This is a genomic window from Pseudoxanthomonas sp. Root65, assembly GCF_001427635.1.
Taxonomy (GTDB): Bacteria; Pseudomonadota; Gammaproteobacteria; order Xanthomonadales; family Xanthomonadaceae; genus Pseudoxanthomonas_A.
The window spans coordinates 15,837-33,399 of the sequence record NZ_LMHA01000001.1; the positions used below are offsets into that span (position 1 = coordinate 15,837).

11 protein-coding genes and 2 tRNA genes are annotated in these 17,563 nt (G+C 66.7%); 2 read left to right on the plus strand and 11 right to left on the minus strand.

All coding sequences use genetic code 11. The annotated features are described in order from the left end of the window. Positions 1-168: 168 nt before the first annotated feature. The 11 genes from ASD77_RS00025 to ASD77_RS00075 all read right to left on the minus strand — a co-directional run bounded on the left by ASD77_RS00025 (position 169) and on the right by ASD77_RS00075 (position 11,916). Entirely contained in the window at positions 169-1,563 is a 1,395-nt protein-coding gene (locus ASD77_RS00025) for a TIGR03013 family XrtA/PEP-CTERM system glycosyltransferase (RefSeq protein WP_055935574.1), read from the minus strand. 138 nt (positions 1,564-1,701) lie between these two features. Next, complete coding sequence (locus ASD77_RS00030; RefSeq protein ID WP_055935576.1) at positions 1,702-2,493, minus strand: 4'-phosphopantetheinyl transferase superfamily protein; 792 nt, start codon at positions 2,491-2,493, stop codon at positions 1,702-1,704. Between the two features lie 143 nt (positions 2,494-2,636). Further along, a tRNA-Arg gene (locus ASD77_RS00035) sits at positions 2,637-2,713 on the minus strand. A 186-nt stretch (positions 2,714-2,899) separates the two neighbouring features. After that, positions 2,900-2,992, minus strand: a tRNA-Ser gene (locus ASD77_RS00040). A 74-nt stretch (positions 2,993-3,066) separates the two neighbouring features. Continuing rightward, positions 3,067-3,276 carry a carbon storage regulator CsrA gene (gene csrA / locus ASD77_RS00045; RefSeq protein WP_055935579.1) on the minus strand — a complete coding sequence of 70 codons (210 nt, stop codon included), beginning with the start codon at positions 3,274-3,276 and terminating at the stop codon, positions 3,067-3,069. Positions 3,277-3,427: 151 nt separating this feature from the next. Further along, positions 3,428-6,079, minus strand: coding sequence for an alanine--tRNA ligase (alaS, locus tag ASD77_RS00050; protein ID WP_055935582.1), 2,652 nt, complete (start codon positions 6,077-6,079; stop codon positions 3,428-3,430). 92 nt (positions 6,080-6,171) lie between these two features. Next, positions 6,172-6,687: a regulatory protein RecX gene (locus ASD77_RS00055; RefSeq protein ID WP_055935585.1), complete on the minus strand. Its 516-nt coding sequence runs from the start codon at positions 6,685-6,687 to the stop codon at positions 6,172-6,174. 17 nt (positions 6,688-6,704) lie between these two features. Next, positions 6,705-7,739, minus strand: coding sequence for a recombinase RecA (gene recA / locus ASD77_RS00060; protein ID WP_055935588.1), 1,035 nt, complete (start codon positions 7,737-7,739; stop codon positions 6,705-6,707). Between the two features lie 178 nt (positions 7,740-7,917). Continuing rightward, a complete protein-coding gene (gene lexA, locus ASD77_RS00065) occupies positions 7,918-8,559 on the minus strand; it encodes a transcriptional repressor LexA (RefSeq protein WP_055935591.1) in 642 nt (213 codons plus the stop codon). A gap of 169 nt (positions 8,560-8,728) precedes the next feature. Further along, positions 8,729-9,220: a CinA family protein gene (locus tag ASD77_RS00070; RefSeq protein WP_055940755.1), complete on the minus strand. Its 492-nt coding sequence runs from the start codon at positions 9,218-9,220 to the stop codon at positions 8,729-8,731. A 125-nt stretch (positions 9,221-9,345) separates the two neighbouring features. Continuing rightward, positions 9,346-11,916 (minus strand): TonB-dependent receptor, encoded by a 2,571-nt coding sequence (locus ASD77_RS00075; RefSeq protein ID WP_055935594.1) that lies wholly within the window; start codon positions 11,914-11,916, stop codon positions 9,346-9,348. A 394-nt stretch (positions 11,917-12,310) separates the two neighbouring features. Here ASD77_RS00075 and mutS point away from each other — a divergent pair, with 394 nt between their 5' ends. After that, positions 12,311-14,872: a DNA mismatch repair protein MutS gene (gene mutS, locus ASD77_RS00080; RefSeq protein ID WP_055940757.1), complete on the plus strand. Its 2,562-nt coding sequence runs from the start codon at positions 12,311-12,313 to the stop codon at positions 14,870-14,872. A gap of 369 nt (positions 14,873-15,241) precedes the next feature. Next, positions 15,242-17,488 carry a catalase/peroxidase HPI gene (katG, locus tag ASD77_RS00085; protein ID WP_055935597.1) on the plus strand — a complete coding sequence of 749 codons (2,247 nt, stop codon included), beginning with the start codon at positions 15,242-15,244 and terminating at the stop codon, positions 17,486-17,488. Positions 17,489-17,563: the final 75 nt, after the last annotated feature.

Consider the following 17,563-nt stretch of genomic DNA (forward strand, 5'->3'; position numbering starts at 1 on the left):
GACGGGATGAGGCCAATGGCCGCGATGGAATCAAGGGACGAATCCGTCAAGCGATCGTTCGTCTTCACGCTTGAGTGCGGAGTGCCGCAGGTAAATCCGAGCCGGCGGTTCGCCCCGCCGAGGCGTGTTCCCATCAGGTCCGCTGCGCGCCGCAGCGGAGGGACCGGCTCAGCGCGCGCCGCGACCGAACAGCACCACTTCCACCGTCTGCAACAGGATCATCATGTCGAAGACGAGACCGTGGTTCTTGACGTAGAAGAGGTCAAACTTCAGCTTCTCCTCGGCATCCTTCACCGAGGCGCCGTACGGATATCGCAGCTGCGCCCAACCAGTCAGGCCCGGTTTCACGCAATGACGGACGCGGTAGTAGCGGACCTCATCGTTCAGCATGTCGACGAACTGCGGCCGCTCGGGCCGCGGCCCCACGAAGCTCATGTCGCCGCGCAGTACCGCGAACAGCTGCGGCAACTCGTCGAGCCGCGTCTTGCGGATGAAACGGCCGACGCGCGTCGTCCGGTCGTCGTCCTTGCTCGCCCAGACCGCGACACCGCCCTTCTCCGCGTCCGTTCGCATGCTGCGGAACTTGGTCAGCTTGAAGTGGTTGCCGCGCTCGCCCACGCGGATCTGGCTGTACAGCACCGGCCCCCCCGATTCCAGCCATACGGCCAGCGCGGTCAGCAGCATCAGTGGCCAGGCAAGCAGCAGCAGCGCGCCAGCCGCCAGCAGGTCGAAGAACCGCTTGCTGAGCCGCCGCGGCGTGGAGTAGTCGAAACCACCGGAGAACACCAGCCATGACGGGTCGACGATGTTCAGCTGCACCATGCCGGCTTCGCGCTCGAAGAACGTCGACAGGTCGATCACGTTCACACCTTGCTGCACGCACTGCAGCATGTCTTCCATCGGCAAACCGCCGCGACGTTCGTCCGGTGCGATCACCAACTCGTCGATCTGCAGTTCTTCCACCAGATCGGCCAGCGTGCTCTCGGGCTTGAGCAACAACTCCTCCCGCACGACCACCGGCTGTCCGTCAACCGGCACGAAGCCGACGATCATGAAGCTGCGGCGATCCGCCTTGCGCCGCATCCGACTGTTGATCAGGTCCGCGTTGTTGCCCGCGCCCAGCACCAGCAGGCGCTGCTTCAGCACGTCGGTGCGGAACAGGCTGACCGACAGCATCCGCACCGCCACGATGGCGACCGCCGAGATCGCCAGCGACAGCGCCAGCACGCCGCGACCGATGTAGGCCTGCGGCACGACGTAGTACAGCACCACCAGCGCAACGCCGCCGAGGACGAACGACAACAGGAACCGCAGGAAGAAGTCCATGCGGCTGTGCCGCATGTGCACCTGGTACAGGCCGAACGCGGCCATGGCACCCGTGAGGCATAGTGCCACCAGCAGCGCACGCGCCGGCGCGTGCTCGACGAACTCCAGGTGGGTCTCATGATCATTGAGGAAGCGCAACCAGGCCGAGCCCAGCACGGCAAGCACGATGATCACTACTTCCAGCAGCCACAGGAACCGGATGGCCCTGGACTTCTGACTGGCATGGGTCGATTTCATTGCTTCCCCTGTGTGTGCGCCTGGCTGCGCTGTTCGTCGCTGACTCAGCCTGCCGCCCGACCGAACAGCCCTGCCTCTGACGCCCTTCTCCACCACAAGAACGCAAAACGCCACGCATCCGGACACGATGCTTCGGCGTTATGGCTGCGCGCTCTCGCCCATCGGCCACGGCCGGCCAGCGACGCATACGATGTCGGGCCTGCACGACACGGCGCACACGACATCGGGTCCCAGATCCAGCAGATCGGTGCGCACCCGCATGAATCGGCCGGGATGCAAGGCTGTCGGCTCCCCCTCAGGCAAGGCGAACGTATCCATTTCCCGCGCCAGCCCGACTCCTGCGGCCTTGAGGAACGCCTCCTTGCGCACCCACAGGTCGAGCAGCGCGGCGCCGCGCCCAGCATCACGGCGCCCGGCGATACGCGTTCGCTCATCGCCATGGCAAATCCGTTCGGCGATGTCGGCCATGGCATCGACGCGCTGGACCGGCTCGATGTCCACCCCGATGGGGCCGTGCAGGCTCACTGCCACCGCGACATGGCCGTCCGAATGACTCAGGCTGGTGTCCACCTGCAGGCCCTCGAGTAGCGGGCGTCCGTGCGCGTCGCGCGCGAGGGGCACACGCGCCGGCACCAGGCCCAGGGCCTGTGCGAGCAACAGGCGATGCAGCGCATACGCGAGCGCCAAGCGGTCGCGGTCCCTCTCGCGCCGCTGACGTCGCACGCGTTCGTGCTCGTGCGCATCGAGGATGCCCAACGAATCGACCGTCCAAGCGCGCCAGTCATTCAACGCGAACACCGCCACCAAGGCGTTCTGCCGAAGCAACTCCGAAAAACACCCGCTGCCGAACCCTTGCGGAAACGCGGACGCCAAGGGCATCTTCAACGGGGGCTGGACGCGATGGGGAAGTTGCGCAGCGACGAACGACATGCCGGGTCACGAGCGCCGACGGGGCGCGATACCTGCATCACGCACGCAGCGACAGGAACAGGCCACCCGCGGAATTCGGGTTCGCGATGCAGACGCGGAAACGCAAAGAGCCAGCGGATGGCCGCTGGCTCTTTGCGTTGTAATGGCGCGCCCGGAGAGATTCGAACTCCCGACCGCCTGGTTCGTAGCCAGGTACTCTATCCAGCTGAGCTACGGGCGCGTGAGGAGCGGAATTATGCGTGAAGCTTTTTCCACTCGTCAATCTTTTTTCTACTTCTTTCTGCATCCTACGGCGTCTTGGCAGAGCGCTTTCGGAGAACACGGCATGAGCAGAACTTTCCTGCAACGCCGATACCGCTACCCGAATGCAGGCCTCTTCAAGGAGGCTCCGGGACAGGCTTCAAACTGGCGGAGTGAGAGGGATTCGAACCCTCGATAAGGCTTTTGACCCTATACTCCCTTAGCAGGGGAGCCCCTTCAGCCGCTCGGGCATCACTCCGGTTTGACGCACGTTGCAGGCAAGCTGCAGCGGCCGCATAGGATAGCGGCTCACCGCGCAGGCGGCAAACAAAATCACTCGGACGTGACGTTCTCCGACGAGGACGGCGAGGAAATCTCTTCGCCGCGCTGGATGCGCTGATAGATTTCTTCGCGATGCACCGCCACGTCCTTGGGCGCGGTGATGCCGATGCGAACCTGGTTGCCTTTGACGCCGAGCACGGTCACCGTGACCGAATCGCCGATCATCAGGGTTTCGCCGACACGGCGGGTCAAGATCAACATGTTTCTTCTCCGTAATCCGGCAAAGGATAGTGCCGGGGGCGCGCTGGCTCCGTGAAAATGGGCCGTCGGCTTCCTGGTACATTCATGAACTTAAAGCATGTTAGCGGCCGGGGGCATGCGGCCGCAAGCACCGATTGGGCCAAGACGGGGGTCAGGCAAGACGCTGCTGGACCCACCCCGGAACGCCCTGCAGGGCAGTCGCAAGGGCGGGCCCGTCCTCACCACCACCCTGGGCGAGGTCCGGGCGGCCACCGCCCTTGCCACCGATCTGACCCGCGATATGTGAGAGGAGTTCCCCCGCCTTAACCCGGCCGGTTGCTGCGCCGTTCACACCGGCGACGAGCGCGGCCTTGCCGTCTGCGGTCCCGGCCAGGACGATTACTGCGTCGCCGAGCTGCTGCTTCAGGCGGTCCACTGCATCGCGCAGGGCCTTGGCGTCGAAGCCTTCCAGCCGCGTGGCAAGGACGCGAATCCCCCCCACATCGACGGCCGCACCGCCCAGATCGGAGGTGGCCGTGGAAGCCGCCTTCGCCTTCAGCGATTCCAGTTCGCGCTCAAGCTTCTTCTGCCGATCGGCGAGTGCACGGATCTTGTCGACCACCTCGCCGGCATTGCCACCAAGCAGACTGGCCGCCTCGGCCAGGCGGCGCTCTTCGTCCGCCACGTAGTCCAGAGCGCCCTGCCCGGTCACCGCCTCGATGCGCCGGACGCCGGCGGAGACGCCACTTTCTCCCACCAGCTTGAACAGGCCGATGTCGCCGGTGCGGCCGACATGGGTACCGCCACAGAGCTCGGTGGAGTAGTCGCCCATCTTCAGCACGCGCACGTGCTCGCCGTACTTCTCGCCGAACAGCGCCATGGCGCCGAAATCCAGCGCTTCCTGCATGCCCATGTGGTGCACTTCGGCGGCGCTGTTGGCGCGGATCTGCGCGTTGACGCGGCGCTCGATCTCCGCCAGTTCCGCAGCCGTCATCGGCTGGAAATGGGAAAAATCGAAGCGCAGGCGATCCGGCGCGACCAGCGAACCCTTCTGCTGGACATGTGTGCCCAGCACTTCGCGCAAGGCCGCGTGCAGCAGATGGGTGGCGGAGTGGTTGAGGATGGTGCTGGCGCGACGCGCGGCGTCCACCGAGGCCACCACGTGATCGCCTAGCTTCAACGTGCCCTTGGCGACGCGGCCCGCATGTCCATGGAACTGGCCGGCGAACTTGAGCGTATCCGCGATATCGAACTGGACGCCCTGTTCCGCCAGCACGCCGGTATCGCCGACCTGGCCACCGGATTCGGCGTAGAAGGGGGTACGGTCCAAGATGACCACTGCCTCGTCGCCGGCCTCCACCGACGGCACCGGCCGGCCCTCCTTCAACAGCGCCACGACCTGCAGGCCGCCGGCATCCAACTGGTCGTACCCCAGGAACACGGTCGGCGAAAGCTGGGCCACGAGGTCGGCAGGCAAGCCCGTGGTGGAGGTGAACTTGCCGGCATCGCGGGCGCGACGCTTCTGCTCCTCCATGGCGGCATCGAAGCCGGCCATGTCCACCGTCAACCCTCGCTCGCGCGCGATGTCGGCGGTCAGGTCGACCGGGAAGCCGTAGGTGTCGTAGAGCCGGAACGCATCGCCACCCGGGATCACGCCATCGGCCACGCGCGAGGCAACGTCGTCGAAGATGCGCATGCCCGAATCCAGCGTCTCGGCGAAGCGCTCTTCCTCGGCCTTGAGCGCACGCTCCACCAGTTCGCGGGCAGCCGGCAGTTCCGGATAGGCATCGCCCATCAGCTCGGACAGCGTACCCACCATCTTGTGGAAGAAGGGCTGGCGCACCCCCAGCATCCAGCCATGGCGCAGCGCGCGGCGAATGATACGGCGCAGCACATAGCCCCTGCCCTCGTTCGACGGCAAGACGCCATCGACGATCAGGAAGCTACAGGCGCGGATGTGGTCCGCGATCACGCGCAGCGACTTGTTCTCGAGGTCGGGCGTACCGGTCAACTCCGCAGCCTTGCGGATCAGGCCCTGGAACAGGTCGATCTCGTAATTGGTGTGGACATGCTGCAGGACCGCGGCCAGACGCTCCAGCCCCATGCCAGTGTCGACGCACGGCGCCGGCAGCGGCACCAGCGTGCCGTCGGGCTGGCGATCGAACTGCATGAAGACGTTGTTCCAGATCTCGATGTAGCGATCGCCGTCCTCATCGGGGGAACCGGGCGGGCCGCCGGCGATATGGTCGCCATGGTCGTAGAAGATCTCCGTGCACGGGCCGCAGGGACCGGTGTCGGCCATCTGCCAGAAATTGTCCGAGGCGTAAGGGGCGCCCTTGTTGTCGCCGATGCGGACGATCCGCTCGGGCGGCAGGCCGATCATCTTGTTCCACAAGTCGTAGGACTCGTCGTCGGTGTGATAGACGGTAACCAAGAGCCGTTCCGGTGCCAGTCCCCACACGTCCGTCAGCAACTCCCACGACCAAGCGATGGCCTCCTTCTTGAAATAGTCGCCGAAGGACCAGTTGCCCAGCATTTCGAAGAAGGTATGGTGGCGCGCGGTATAACCGACCGAATCGAGGTCGTTGTGCTTGCCGCCCGCACGCAGGCAGCGCTGCACGTCGGCCGCACGCACGTAGCTGCGCTTTTCCGCACCCAGGAACACATCCTTGAACTGCACCATGCCGGAGTTGGTGAACAGCAACGTGGGATCTTTGCCGGGCACCAGTGAGGCGGACGGCACGATGGTATGGCCCTTGCCGGCAAAGAAATCGAGGAAATCCTGGCGGATCTGGCGGGTGCTGGGGATCTTGGGAGTGGTCATCTGGCAGGCATTGGCGGGAAGGCGCCCCGTCGCCCCGCGCCATGCGCCAAAGGCGGACGCGCCCGGGGGAGGCAACCCAATACGCTAGATTATCAGGCCGTCCCTTCCCAGTCCTCCGGCTCCGAGTGGCTGGCGGCGCGGACCGCCGCCGCATCGAAGCCGCGCCGGATCAGGAAATCCGCGATCTTGCGGGCCTGCGCCGGCTCGATCCGGCGGACTGGACCGAAACGGCGGCGGACGAGGTCGCACGCCGCTTCGGTCCAGTCGCCATCGAAGGTGGCCATGGCCGCCGCGACCGCCTCGCGGTCCAGCCCATGGGTGGACAGCTCGACCTTGATGCGCAGCGGTCCATAACCACCCGACACCCGGCTACGGACCAGGGCTTCGGCAAAGCGCGTGTCGCTCTGCCAGCCTTCATCCGCCAACCGGTCCACGGCCGATCGCACATCGGCCGCATCCACACCCCGGGACGTCAGCTTCCGGGACAGTTCCCGGCGGGAATGTTCGCGCCGGGTCAGCAGGCCCAGCGCGCGTTGCAGCGCGGTCTGCTCAACGGGCTTACGACGGCGTCCCGCCCGTGCCCCCGCCTGCCCGTCCTCGGCCGACATCCCGCACCGCCCCACTCTTACTCGCCGTCGTCGTCGGCTTTTTCATCGCGCGACGCTTCGGCCGGCTGGAACTTCTCGCGCAGTTCGGCCTCCAGTTGCGCGGCGATCGCCGGGTTCTCGCGCAGGAAGGTGCGGGAATTGTCCTTGCCCTGGCCGATACGCTCGCTGCCGTAGCTGTACCAAGCACCCGCCTTCTCGACCAGCTTGGCTTCCACGCCCATGTCGATCAGTTCACCCTCGCGACTGATGCCTTCGCCGTACAGGATCTCGGTGACCACCTGCTTGAACGGGGGCGCCAGCTTGTTCTTGACGACCTTGATCTTGGTCTGGTTGCCGATGATCTCGTCGCCCTTCTTGATGGCGCCGATGCGACGGATGTCCAGGCGAACCGAGGCATAGAACTTGAGCGCATTGCCGCCGGTCGTCACTTCAGGGCTCTGGCCGGGCATCATCACGCCGATCTTCATCCGCAACTGGTTGATGAAGATGACGGTGGTATTGGAGCGCTTGATGTTGCCGGTGAGCTTGCGCAGCGCCTGGCTCATCAGCCGGGCCTGCAGGCCCGGCAGCTGGTCACCCATCTCGCCTTCGATTTCGGCCTTCGGCGTGAGCGCGGCCACCGAGTCGATAACCACGATGTCGATCGAGCCCGAGCGGACCAGCATGTCGGCGATCTCCAGTGCCTGCTCGCCGGTATCCGGCTGCGACAGCAGAAGGTCGTCCACGTTCACGCCCAGCTTGGCGGCGTAGATCGGGTCCAGAGCATGTTCGGCGTCGATGAACGCGGCGGTGCCGCCCTGCTTCTGGCACTGGGCGATGGCCTGCAGGGTCAGCGTGGTCTTGCCCGAAGACTCCGGACCATAGATTTCCACGACGCGGCCACGCGGCAGGCCACCGATGCCGAGGGCGATGTCCAGCATCAGCGAGCCGGTGGGAATGATCTCGACCGGTTCGATGACCCGGTCGCCCATGCGCATCACTGAGCCTTTGCCGAACTGGCGTTCGATCTGGGTCAGTGCGGCGGAAAGGGCGCGCTTCTTGTTCTCGTCCATCGTCGTGGTCCTCATCAAGGTGGTCAGGTGCGATCAGTGTGGTGGGCGCCCATCGCACAGGCTGCGACGGAGGGCGTGGGCGTGAAATTAGTCGTCGATGCGATCCGCAGGAATCGGCCGGTGCCGCGCGCGGGCATCGGAAAACACCGCCCGGGAAGGTCGGATACGCTCGCGGGCGTCACCGGTTCGGCCTCACCAGGCCGCAGTACAGCCCCTCGATGGCGAAATCCTGGTCGGGCAGCACGTCGATGGGGGCGTAGTCGGGGTTGCGCGGCAGCAGGCGGATGCGGTCCTTGCCAATCTTCAGCAGCTTGACAGTGATGGCGTCGTCGACACGGGCCACCACGATCTGCCCGGAACGGGCGTCGCGCGTGCGGTGCACGCCGATCAGGTCGCCATCGAAGATGCCCTCGTCGCGCATCGAGTCGCCTTTCACCTTGAGCAGGTAATCCGGCGCGGGGGCGAAGAAGGCGCGGTCCAGCAACACATAGTCGTGGTGGCCTGCGTCCGCACCGATCGGCGCACCCGCCGCCACCTGTCCGAGCACGGGCACGCGCAGCCCATCGTCGTTGGCCGGCGGGAACGCCAGATCGGGCTGCGCAGAGGGCGGTACCTTCAACAGGCGGATACCGCGGGCACGCCCGGGGACGCGTTCGATGACGCCCGCCTGCTCCAGGGCTTCCAGATGGTACTGGGCGGCGCGGACGCCCTTGAAGCCGAAGGCCTTGGCGATTTCCGCCTGCGACGGCGGCATGCCCTCGGCTTCGAGCCGTTCGGCGATCAGGGCGAGGATGGCGTGCTGGGTATCGGTCAGGTCCATGGTTAGTAGTAATACTACTAACTCGAGCGTCTGGCAACCGGTTGTCGACTACCGCCTCGATCGGCCGGCCCGTCGTGGATATCCAGGGCAGCGGATTCCGCTTGCGTTGACCTGGCAAACAAATCCGGCAGGTCGCCGAATGCCACCTCACGACAGGGACAACATCACCTCAGAGCTGCTCCAGCCCCTTCAATGCCGTCTCGACCGTCTGCCTGCGCACGGCATCGCGGTCGCCATCGAACAGGAAGACCTCGGCCCGCGCGTAGCCGCCGCGCCGCTTCCAGCCGATCCACACCGTTCCCACCGGCTTGTCGGGACTGCCGCCACCCGGGCCGGCGATGCCGGTGACCGCCACCGCGACGCTGGCGCCGGAACTCACCAGCGCGCCCGAGACCATTTCGATGACGGTTTCGCGGCTGACCGCGCCATGCGTCTCCAGCGTCTGCGGCCGCACGCCCAGCAGGGCCTGCTTGGCTTCGTAGCTGTAGGCCGCCAGGCCGCAGTCGAACCAGTCCGACGAGCCCGCGATGTCGGTCACGCACTTGGCGATCCAGCCGCCGGTACAGCTCTCGGCCGTGACCAGGTGCTCGCGCCCCTGCCGCAGGCGTTCGCCGACATGGTGGGCCAGGACGCGCAGCGCTTCATCGGTGGGCACGGACATCATCGGTTCCGACAGGGATTCGCCGCTGTTGTAGCCGATTTGCCGCGTGCTGTCGCCCTGCCGGAAGCCGGAAAGAAAACGGCCCGCCTGGAGGGCGGGCCGTTCGCGACATCGTCCGAAGGGGATCAGTAACGGACGCGCAGGGTCATGCCGTACATGCGCGGCGCGCCGAGGAACGCGTTGAAGGTGTTGAACGGGTTGTTCGGCGCCGGCGACACGTTCTGCAGCGGGCCATCGAAGCCGACCTGCACGTACTCCTCGTCGGTGATGTTGCTGCCCCAGAACTCCAGCATCCAGCGCTGGTCCTGCGCGCCGATGCCGAAGCGGGCGTTGGCCACCGTGTAGGCGCCCTGCATCTTCTCCGGATCGAGGTCGGAGCCGGTGTTGTACTCGGACACGTACTTGGCGCCGATGTTGAAGCGCGCCAGCAGGCTGCCCACGTCCCATTCGTAGGTGATCGAGGCGGAGCCGGACCATTTCGGCGCGAAGCTCATCTGCCCACCGGGCAGCTTGTACAGCGCGCCGGTCGGCGAGACGAAATCGCCGCCCGGGATGGTGTCGCCATAGGTGGTATCGGCATACATCAGACCGCTTTGCAGCATCAGGCCGCGGATCGACTTGGGCTGCCACATCAGTTCGGCGTCCAGGCCCTGCGAGGTGACTTCGGGAATCGAGCGCACCACGAAGCTGGTGCCCAGGAAGCTGTTGAGCTGGAAGTTCTCGTACTCCTGGTGGAAAAGGGTGGCGTTAAGCAGCAGGTTGCCGTCCAGCCAGGTGGTCTTGGCACCCAGCTCGTAGCTGTCCACGAACTCGCCCGCGAACGAGGTGTCGAGGACCGGCAGGATGCCGTTCGCACTGCCGCTGCTTAGGCCGTTGGAGGACTGCACGCGGTCGAGATTGAAGCCGCCGCCCTTGTAGCCGCGCGCGAACGACCCGTAGGTCATCACGTTGTCGTTCCAGCGGTACGCCGCCTTGACCGTGCCGGACCATTCCTTCTCTTCACGCGACTGCACGGTGTCGCGCGTGGGCGCGTTGTGCAGCGGGTTGGCCCACGGCAGGCAGCCGTAGCCGACCACGGTCGGCGCTGCGGCGCTGGCCTGCGCCACCGACAGGCCACGTGCGACCAGTGCGGCGACGACCTGCGCCGGATTGGCGAGCATCGCGCCACAGCCGGCGCCACCGTTGGGGTTGCTGTAGTTCGACACCAGCGTCTTCTTCTCGCGGGTGTAGCGCAGGCCCAAGGTCAGGTCCAGGGCGTCGGTGGCGTGCCAGGTATTGTTGGTGAACAACGCCGTGCTCTTGGCGCTCTGCTCGTACGTGTCCAGCGCGCCCAGGCCGGCGAACACCGTACCGAACGGCCGGCCGGACGCCTGCGACAGGAACAGCGGGGCGGTCGGCGAGGTGCCCAGGGCCGGATTGATGATCGACAGCAGGGCCACCGACAGGTAGGGCTCGTAGTGCGACCCGATGCGATAGGTTTCGGTGCGGTCCAGGTCTTCGTCGGTGTAGAACGCGCCGACCATCCAGTCGACGCGGTCGGTCGCGCCGGTCAGCCGGAATTCCTGGCTGAAGGTCTTGAAGCCGGTGAACGACTCGTCCTCGTCCGCCACGCGGTACAGGATGTCGGCCGTGCTGAAATCGTAGTCCAGGCCGTTGATGGCCTCCCACTCGCGCTGCGCGGTGATGGAGGTCAGGGTGGCGCCGCCGAACCAGGACGAATCCCAGTTCACCTCCAGCGCCACACCGTTCTCCTTGATGTCCTGGGTGGTCGGGCGGTTGCTGTAGGCGACGCGGTCGAACGGATTGTCGCCCGGCGCCGCGACCGCTTGGCCACCCGTCAGCGCGTTGAGGATCGCTGCGGTGGCACCGACGGTGGTCTGCACCGCCGCGCAGCAGTTCTCCTCGCGGCTGGTGAAATCGCCCGATACCATGATTTCGAGGTTCTCGGTCGGCTCCAGCAGCACCCTGCCGCGCACGGTGTGGAAGTTCTGGTCGTTGTCGTCGGTCTCGCGGCGCGGGCCGCTGCCCCTGCGCACGTCCATCCATCCGTCGCGCTTGCGCTTGGCGGCGTAGATGTTGAACGCGCCCACTTCACCCAGCGCATCGTTGTAGGCACCCGACACCCCCAGGGCGTTGTAGTTGCCCACCGTGACCTCGCCTTCCGCGCTCTGCGTGTAGCTGGGGCGGCGCGTGACCACGTTGATCACGCCGGCGGAGGTGTTCTTGCCGAACACCGTGCCCTGCGGCCCCTTCAGCACTTCGATGCGCTCCAGCTGGCCCAGGTCGCCGAAGCCGACGCTGTTGCGCGGACGGTAGACGCCGTCGATCACCACGCCGACCGAGGACTCCAGGCCGACGTTGTCGCCGACCGTGCCGATGCCGCGGATGCGCGCGGTGGTGATGGCCTCGCTCTGCGTGCTGGTCACGGTCAGGCCGGGCACCAGGACCTGCAGGTCCTTGATGTCGCGCACGCCGGTGTCCTGCAGCAGCTGTTCGGAAATGGCCGTGACCGCGATCGGCACGTCCTGCAGCGCTTCCTCGCGCTTCTGCGCGGTGACCGTCATGGTGGCGAGCGTGGTGGGCTCCTCCTCACCGGCGGGTGCGGCGGCCTGCTGCGCGTACGCATGCGAGCTGGCGCAGAGCGCGGTGAAGACGGCGAGCGAAAGCGCTTTGTGCCTCGGCGATGCGTTGACCATGTTCTCCCCTCCCAAGGGTCATGTGCTGGCGATGAGTGCCTGTGATGTTTCTTGTGTGACAAGCGGTCGTGCCGCCGATGACGAACGCAACTCCCCTTGCGTCAACGCGAAATTAACACCCGCTTCACAGCTCGGCATTCTGCACTGCGTCGATACGCAGGCCAGCACTTTGGCACGGATAAGCCCCTGATTTTCCGAACGATCGTGCGGAACTCCGATTACGCCCACGACCCGATGGCATGGCGGCATGCACGCCGGAAGAGAGGGCTGCGGCCACGCGACCGCCTCCCTGCGCGCGGCGGACGCCTGCGCCCAGCCGCTACAATCAACGCCCTTTTGCCTCCCCCTCCCCGCTGGCCTCGTGAGCAAAGACAAGTCGGAACACACGCCCCTGATGAAGCAGTTCTTCGCCGCCAAGGCGGAGTATCCGGACTTGCTGGTGTTCTTCCGGATGGGGGACTTCTACGAGCTGTTCTACGACGATGCGCGCAAGGCCGCGCGGCTGCTCGACATCACGCTGACCCAGCGCGGCAGTTCCGGTGGCGCACCGATCCCGATGGCAGGCGTGCCGGTGCATGCCTGCGAAGGTTATCTGGCGCGGCTGGTGGCGCTGGGCGAATCGGTGGCGATCTGCGAGCAGATCGGCGACCCGGCGTTGGCGAAGGGCCTGGTGGAACGCAAGGTGGTGCGCGTGGTCACCCCCGGCACGGTGACCGACGAGGCCCTGCTCAACGAGCGCCGCGATACGTTGCTGATGACGGTCAGCCGGGGCCGCTCGGGCTACGGATTGGCCTGGGCCGACCTGGCCGGTGGCCGCTTCATGGTCAACGAGGTCGACAGCGACGATGCACTCGAAGCCGAGCTGGCCCGGCTGGAACCGGCCGAACTGCTGGTGCCCGACGAAGAAGGCCTGCCCGCCTTCCTGCAGCAGCGCACCGGCATCCGTCGGCGCGCGCCGTGGCTGTTCGATCCCGACAGCGGGCGCCGCCAGTTGCTGGCCTTCTTCGGCCTGCATGATCTGACCGGCTTCGGCATCGACGACAAGGCGCTGGCCACCGGTGCCGCCGGCGCGCTGCTCGGCTATGTCGAGGAAACCCAGAAGCAGCGCCTGCCCCACCTGACCGCGATCGCGCTCGAGTCCGCCAGCGACGCCATCGCCATGAACGCGGCCACGCGCCGGCACCTGGAACTGGACACCCGCGTCGACGGCGATACCCGGCACACCTTGCTCGGCGTGCTGGACACCACCGTCACCCCGATGGGTGGCCGCCTGTTGCGCCGCTGGCTGCACCGCCCGCTGCGCGACCGCACGCTGCTCGGCCAACGCCACCACGCCGTGGCCACGCTGATCGGCCAGGGGACGGACCGCGACCTGCGGACCGGCTTCCGCGCGCTCGGCGACCTGGAGCGCATCCTCACCCGCGTGGCGCTGCGCTCGGCGCGCCCGCGCGACCTGTCCACGCTGCGCGACGGCCTGGCGCTGCTGCCTGACGTGCGCCAGCACCTGCAGCCACTCGATTCGCCGCGCCTGCAGGCGCTCGCCGCCGAACTGGGAGAGCACGACGACACCGCCGCGCTGCTGCTGGCGGCCATTGCGCCGCAACCGCCGCTCAAGCTCACCGACGGCGGCGTGCTGGCCGACGGTTACGACGCCGAACTAGACGAACTGCGCCGGCTCAGCACCAACGCCGACCAGTTCCTGGTCGATCTGGAGGCACGCGAGCGCGCGAGCAGCGGCATCGCCACCCTCAAGGTCGGCTACAACCGCGTGCACGGCTACTACATCGAAATCAGCAAGGGCCAGGCCGACAAGGCGCCGGTGCACTACACCCGACGGCAGACGCTGACCGGCGCCGAGCGCTACATCACCGAGGAACTCAAGCAGTTCGAGGACAAGGTGCTGTCGGCGCGCGAGCGCTCGCTGTCTCGCGAGAAGCTCCTGTACGACGCGCTGCTGGACACGCTCAACGCGCGTCTGGAACCCCTGAAGCGCTGCGCGGGCGCGCTGAGCGAACTCGATGTGCTGGCCGCCTTCGCCGAACGCGCGCAGGAACTGGAGTGGGCGCAGCCGGAACTCGTCGAAGCGCCCGGCCTGCGCATTGATCGCGGTCGCCATCCGGTGGTCGAGGCGGTGCGCAAGGAGCCGTTCGAACCGAACGACCTGCGCCTTGGCAATGCCGCGCAGGGTGAGCCTGTCGAACCCCGCATGCTGGTGATCACCGGTCCGAACATGGGCGGCAAGAGCACCTACATGCGTCAGAACGCGCTGATCGTGCTGCTCGCGCACATCGGCAGCTTCGTGCCTGCCTCGCGTGCGGTGATCGGCCCGATCGACCGCATCCTCACCCGCATCGGCGCCGGCGACGACCTGGCGCGCGGGCAGTCCACCTTCATGGTGGAAATGGCCGAGACCAGCTACATCCTGCACCACGCCAGCGCGCAGTCGCTGGTGCTGATGGACGAGATCGGTCGCGGCACCTCCACCTACGACGGCCTGGCGCTGGCCGATGCCGTGGCGCGCCACCTGGCGTCGGTCAACCGCTGCTACACGCTGTTCGCCACCCACTACTTCGAGCTGACTGCGCTGGCCAGCGAACCCGGCAGCGGCATCGCCAATGTCCATCTCGACGCGGTGGAGCACGGCGACACGCTGGTCTTCATGCACGCCGTGAAGGACGGTGCCGCCGACCGCAGTTTCGGCCTGCAGGTCGCGGCGCTGGCCGGACTGCCCAAGACCACGCTGCAACAGGCGCGTCGTCGGCTGGCGGAACTGGAGCAGCGCGGCCGCGAAACGCACGCCTCCGACATGGCCCCGCAGGCACTCGATGCGCCACAGCAGTTCGGCCTGTTCGCTGCGCCTTCGGCGGCGCAGGAAGCACTGGCCGCGATCGACCCGGACGAACTGACCCCGAAGCAGGCGCTGGAATCCCTCTACCGCCTCAAGGCACTGCTCTGACGTCTGCGTCGCTGTGCGGCAGGGTCGCGTCCTGCGCACGCATCTACAACATCGGCGTAACGTGCCCGGGGTATTGTGGCGCGCACGAAAGGAGTTTCCGGATGGCGCAACGCACCATTGAAAGCCGCTATCGAACTCTTCGTCACAAACGATTTTCATTGATCGTTCGCACTGCCTAGTCTGGTCGCCATCCGCCAACGCCCTGCAAGGACGTGAGCCATGTCAGTGCTTCCGCTGTGCCGTTGCCGGCATCTCCCATCCTTCCCTACACCCGCGCGCGCCTGACGTCGCGTCGCGCCGTATCGCATTGCAGTCCCTCCGTTCGACCCGCCCTGCCCTCCACATCCGACCGCCCAAGGAAACCTGTCCATGACCACCGAATCGAAGTGCCCGTTCCACCAGACCGCCGGCGGCGGCACCGGCAACCGCGACTGGTGGCCCAACCAGTTGCGCGTGGACCTGTTGAACCAACATTCGTCGCGCTCCAACCCGCTGGCGCCCGACTTCAACTATGCCGAGGCCTTCAACAAGCTGGACTACCACGCACTGAAGAAGGACCTGCGCGACCTGATGACCGATTCGCAGGACTGGTGGCCGGCCGACTTCGGTCATTACGGCGGTCTCTTCATCCGCATGGCCTGGCATAGCGCGGGCACCTACCGCATCCAGGACGGACGTGGCGGCGGCGGCCGCGGGCAGCAGCGCTTCGCGCCGCTCAACAGCTGGCCGGACAACGTCAGCCTGGACAAGGCGCGCCGGCTGCTGTGGCCGATCAAGCAGAAGTACGGCCAGGGCATTTCCTGGGCCGACCTGATGATCCTCACCGGCAACGTGGCGCTGGAGACGATGGGCTTCCGCACGTTCGGCTTCGGCGGCGGCCGCGAGGACGTGTGGGAACCGGACCAGGACGTGTACTGGGGCCGAGAGACCACGTGGCTCGGCGGCGACATCCGCTATGCGCACGGTTCGGAGGGCGTCGAGAAGCCGGGCGACAAGGGCGTACTGGTTTCCGACGACAACGCCGACGGCGATGTGCATTCGCGGCGCCTGGAGAATCCGCTGGCCGCGGTGCAGATGGGTCTGATCTACGTGAATCCGGAGGGTCCGGACGGCAATCCCGATCCGCTGCTGGCGGCCAAGGACATCCGCGACACCTTCGCGCGCATGGCGATGGACGACGAGGAAACCGTCGCCCTGATCGCCGGCGGCCACACCTTCGGCAAGACCCACGGTGCCGGCCCGGCCGACAACGTCGGCGCCGAGCCCGAGGCCGACGAACTGGAGGCGCAGGGCTTCGGCTGGCACAACAAGTTCGGCAGCGGTCGCGGCGGCGACACCATTACCTCGGGCATCGAGGTGACCTGGACGCAGACGCCGACGCTGTGGAGCAACAAGTTCTTCGAGAACCTGTTCGGCTTCGAGTGGGAACTGGAGAAGTCGCCGGCCGGCGCGCACCAGTGGGTCGCCAAGGACGCGCCCGAGGACGTGCCGCACGCGCACGACAAGACCAAAAAGCAGCGTCCCAAGATGCTGACCACCGACCTTTCGCTGCGCTTCGATCCGATCTACGGGCCGATCTCCAAGCGCTTCCTCGAAAATCCGCAGGCCTTCGCCGAAGCCTTCGCCCGCGCCTGGTTCAAGCTGACCCATCGCGACATGGGTCCGCGCGCGCGCTACCTGGGCCCGGAAGTGCCCAAGGAAGAACTGGTCTGGCAGGACCCGCTGCCGAAGGCGGATTACGCGACCATCGACGCCGGCGATATCGAGGCGCTGAAGCGGAAGATTGCGGACTCGGGCCTGTCCGTGGCCGAACTGGTCTCCACCGCATGGGCATCGGCCTCCACGTTCCGTGGCGGCGACAAGCGCGGTGGCGCGAACGGCGCGCGCATCCGACTGGCGCCGCAGAAGGACTGGGACGTCAACCAGCCCGCGCAGCTTGCGAAGGTGCTGAAGGCACTGGAACGCATCCAGATGGAATTCAACCTGGACGCGTCCGGCGGCAAGAAGGTTTCGCTGGCCGACCTGATCGTGCTGGCCGGCGGCGTCGGCATCGAGCAGGCGGCGAAGGCCGGCGGCCACGACATCAGCGTGCCGTTCCGCCCCGGCCGCACCGATGCGCGCGCCGACCAGACCGACGTGGAATCGTTCGCGGTGCTGGAGCCGTTCGCCGACGGCTTCCGCAACTACCTCAAGGGACGCTCCGCCGTGCCCGCCGAACACCTGCTGGTGGATCGCGCGCAGTTGCTGACGCTCACTGCGCCGGAAATGACCGTGCTGGTCGGCGGCCTGCGCGTGCTTGGCGCGAATGCGGATGGCAGCGCGCATGGCGTGCTGACCGACAAGCCGGGCACGCTGAGCACCGACTTCTTCGTCAACCTGCTCGACATGGGCACGGAATGGAAGGCCACCGGCGCCAACGGCTATGAAGGCCGCGACCGCAAGACCGGTGCGGTGAAGTGGACCGGCACGCGCGCGGATCTGGTGTTCGGCTCCAACTCGGTGCTGCGTGCGCTGTCGGAGGTCTATGCCAGCCAGGATGGCCAGGCGAAGTTCGTCGGCGATTTCGTCGCCGCCTGGACCAAGGTGATGGAACTGGATCGCTTCGACCTGGCGTGATGTCCCGCGGGATGGCGGAGGTCCGCTGGCCGGCCTGGCTGGCGGACCACGTGCCAGGCCCGCCGGTCGGCGGCC

What these genes read in the sequence shown, in the direction of transcription:
- ASD77_RS00025 (WP_055935574.1), bottom strand. Translation starts at nt 1,563, where the DNA reads ATGAAATCGACCCATGCCAGTCAGAAGTCCAGGGCCATCCGGTTCCTG.
- ASD77_RS00030 (WP_055935576.1), bottom strand. Translation starts at nt 2,493, where the DNA reads ATGTCGTTCGTCGCTGCGCAACTTCCCCATCGCGTCCAGCCCCCGTTG.
- csrA (WP_055935579.1), bottom strand. Translation starts at nt 3,276, where the DNA reads ATGTTGATCTTGACCCGCCGTGTCGGCGAAACCCTGATGATCGGCGAT.
- alaS (WP_055935582.1), bottom strand. Translation starts at nt 6,079, where the DNA reads ATGACCACTCCCAAGATCCCCAGCACCCGCCAGATCCGCCAGGATTTC.
- ASD77_RS00055 (WP_055935585.1), bottom strand. Translation starts at nt 6,687, where the DNA reads ATGTCGGCCGAGGACGGGCAGGCGGGGGCACGGGCGGGACGCCGTCGT.
- recA (WP_055935588.1), bottom strand. Translation starts at nt 7,739, where the DNA reads ATGGACGAGAACAAGAAGCGCGCCCTTTCCGCCGCACTGACCCAGATC.
- lexA (WP_055935591.1), bottom strand. Translation starts at nt 8,559, where the DNA reads ATGGACCTGACCGATACCCAGCACGCCATCCTCGCCCTGATCGCCGAA.
- ASD77_RS00070 (WP_055940755.1), bottom strand. Translation starts at nt 9,220, where the DNA reads ATGTCCGTGCCCACCGATGAAGCGCTGCGCGTCCTGGCCCACCATGTC.
- ASD77_RS00075 (WP_055935594.1), bottom strand. Translation starts at nt 11,916, where the DNA reads ATGGTCAACGCATCGCCGAGGCACAAAGCGCTTTCGCTCGCCGTCTTC.
- mutS (WP_055940757.1), top strand. Translation starts at nt 12,311, where the DNA reads ATGAAGCAGTTCTTCGCCGCCAAGGCGGAGTATCCGGACTTGCTGGTG.
- katG (WP_055935597.1), top strand. Translation starts at nt 15,242, where the DNA reads ATGACCACCGAATCGAAGTGCCCGTTCCACCAGACCGCCGGCGGCGGC.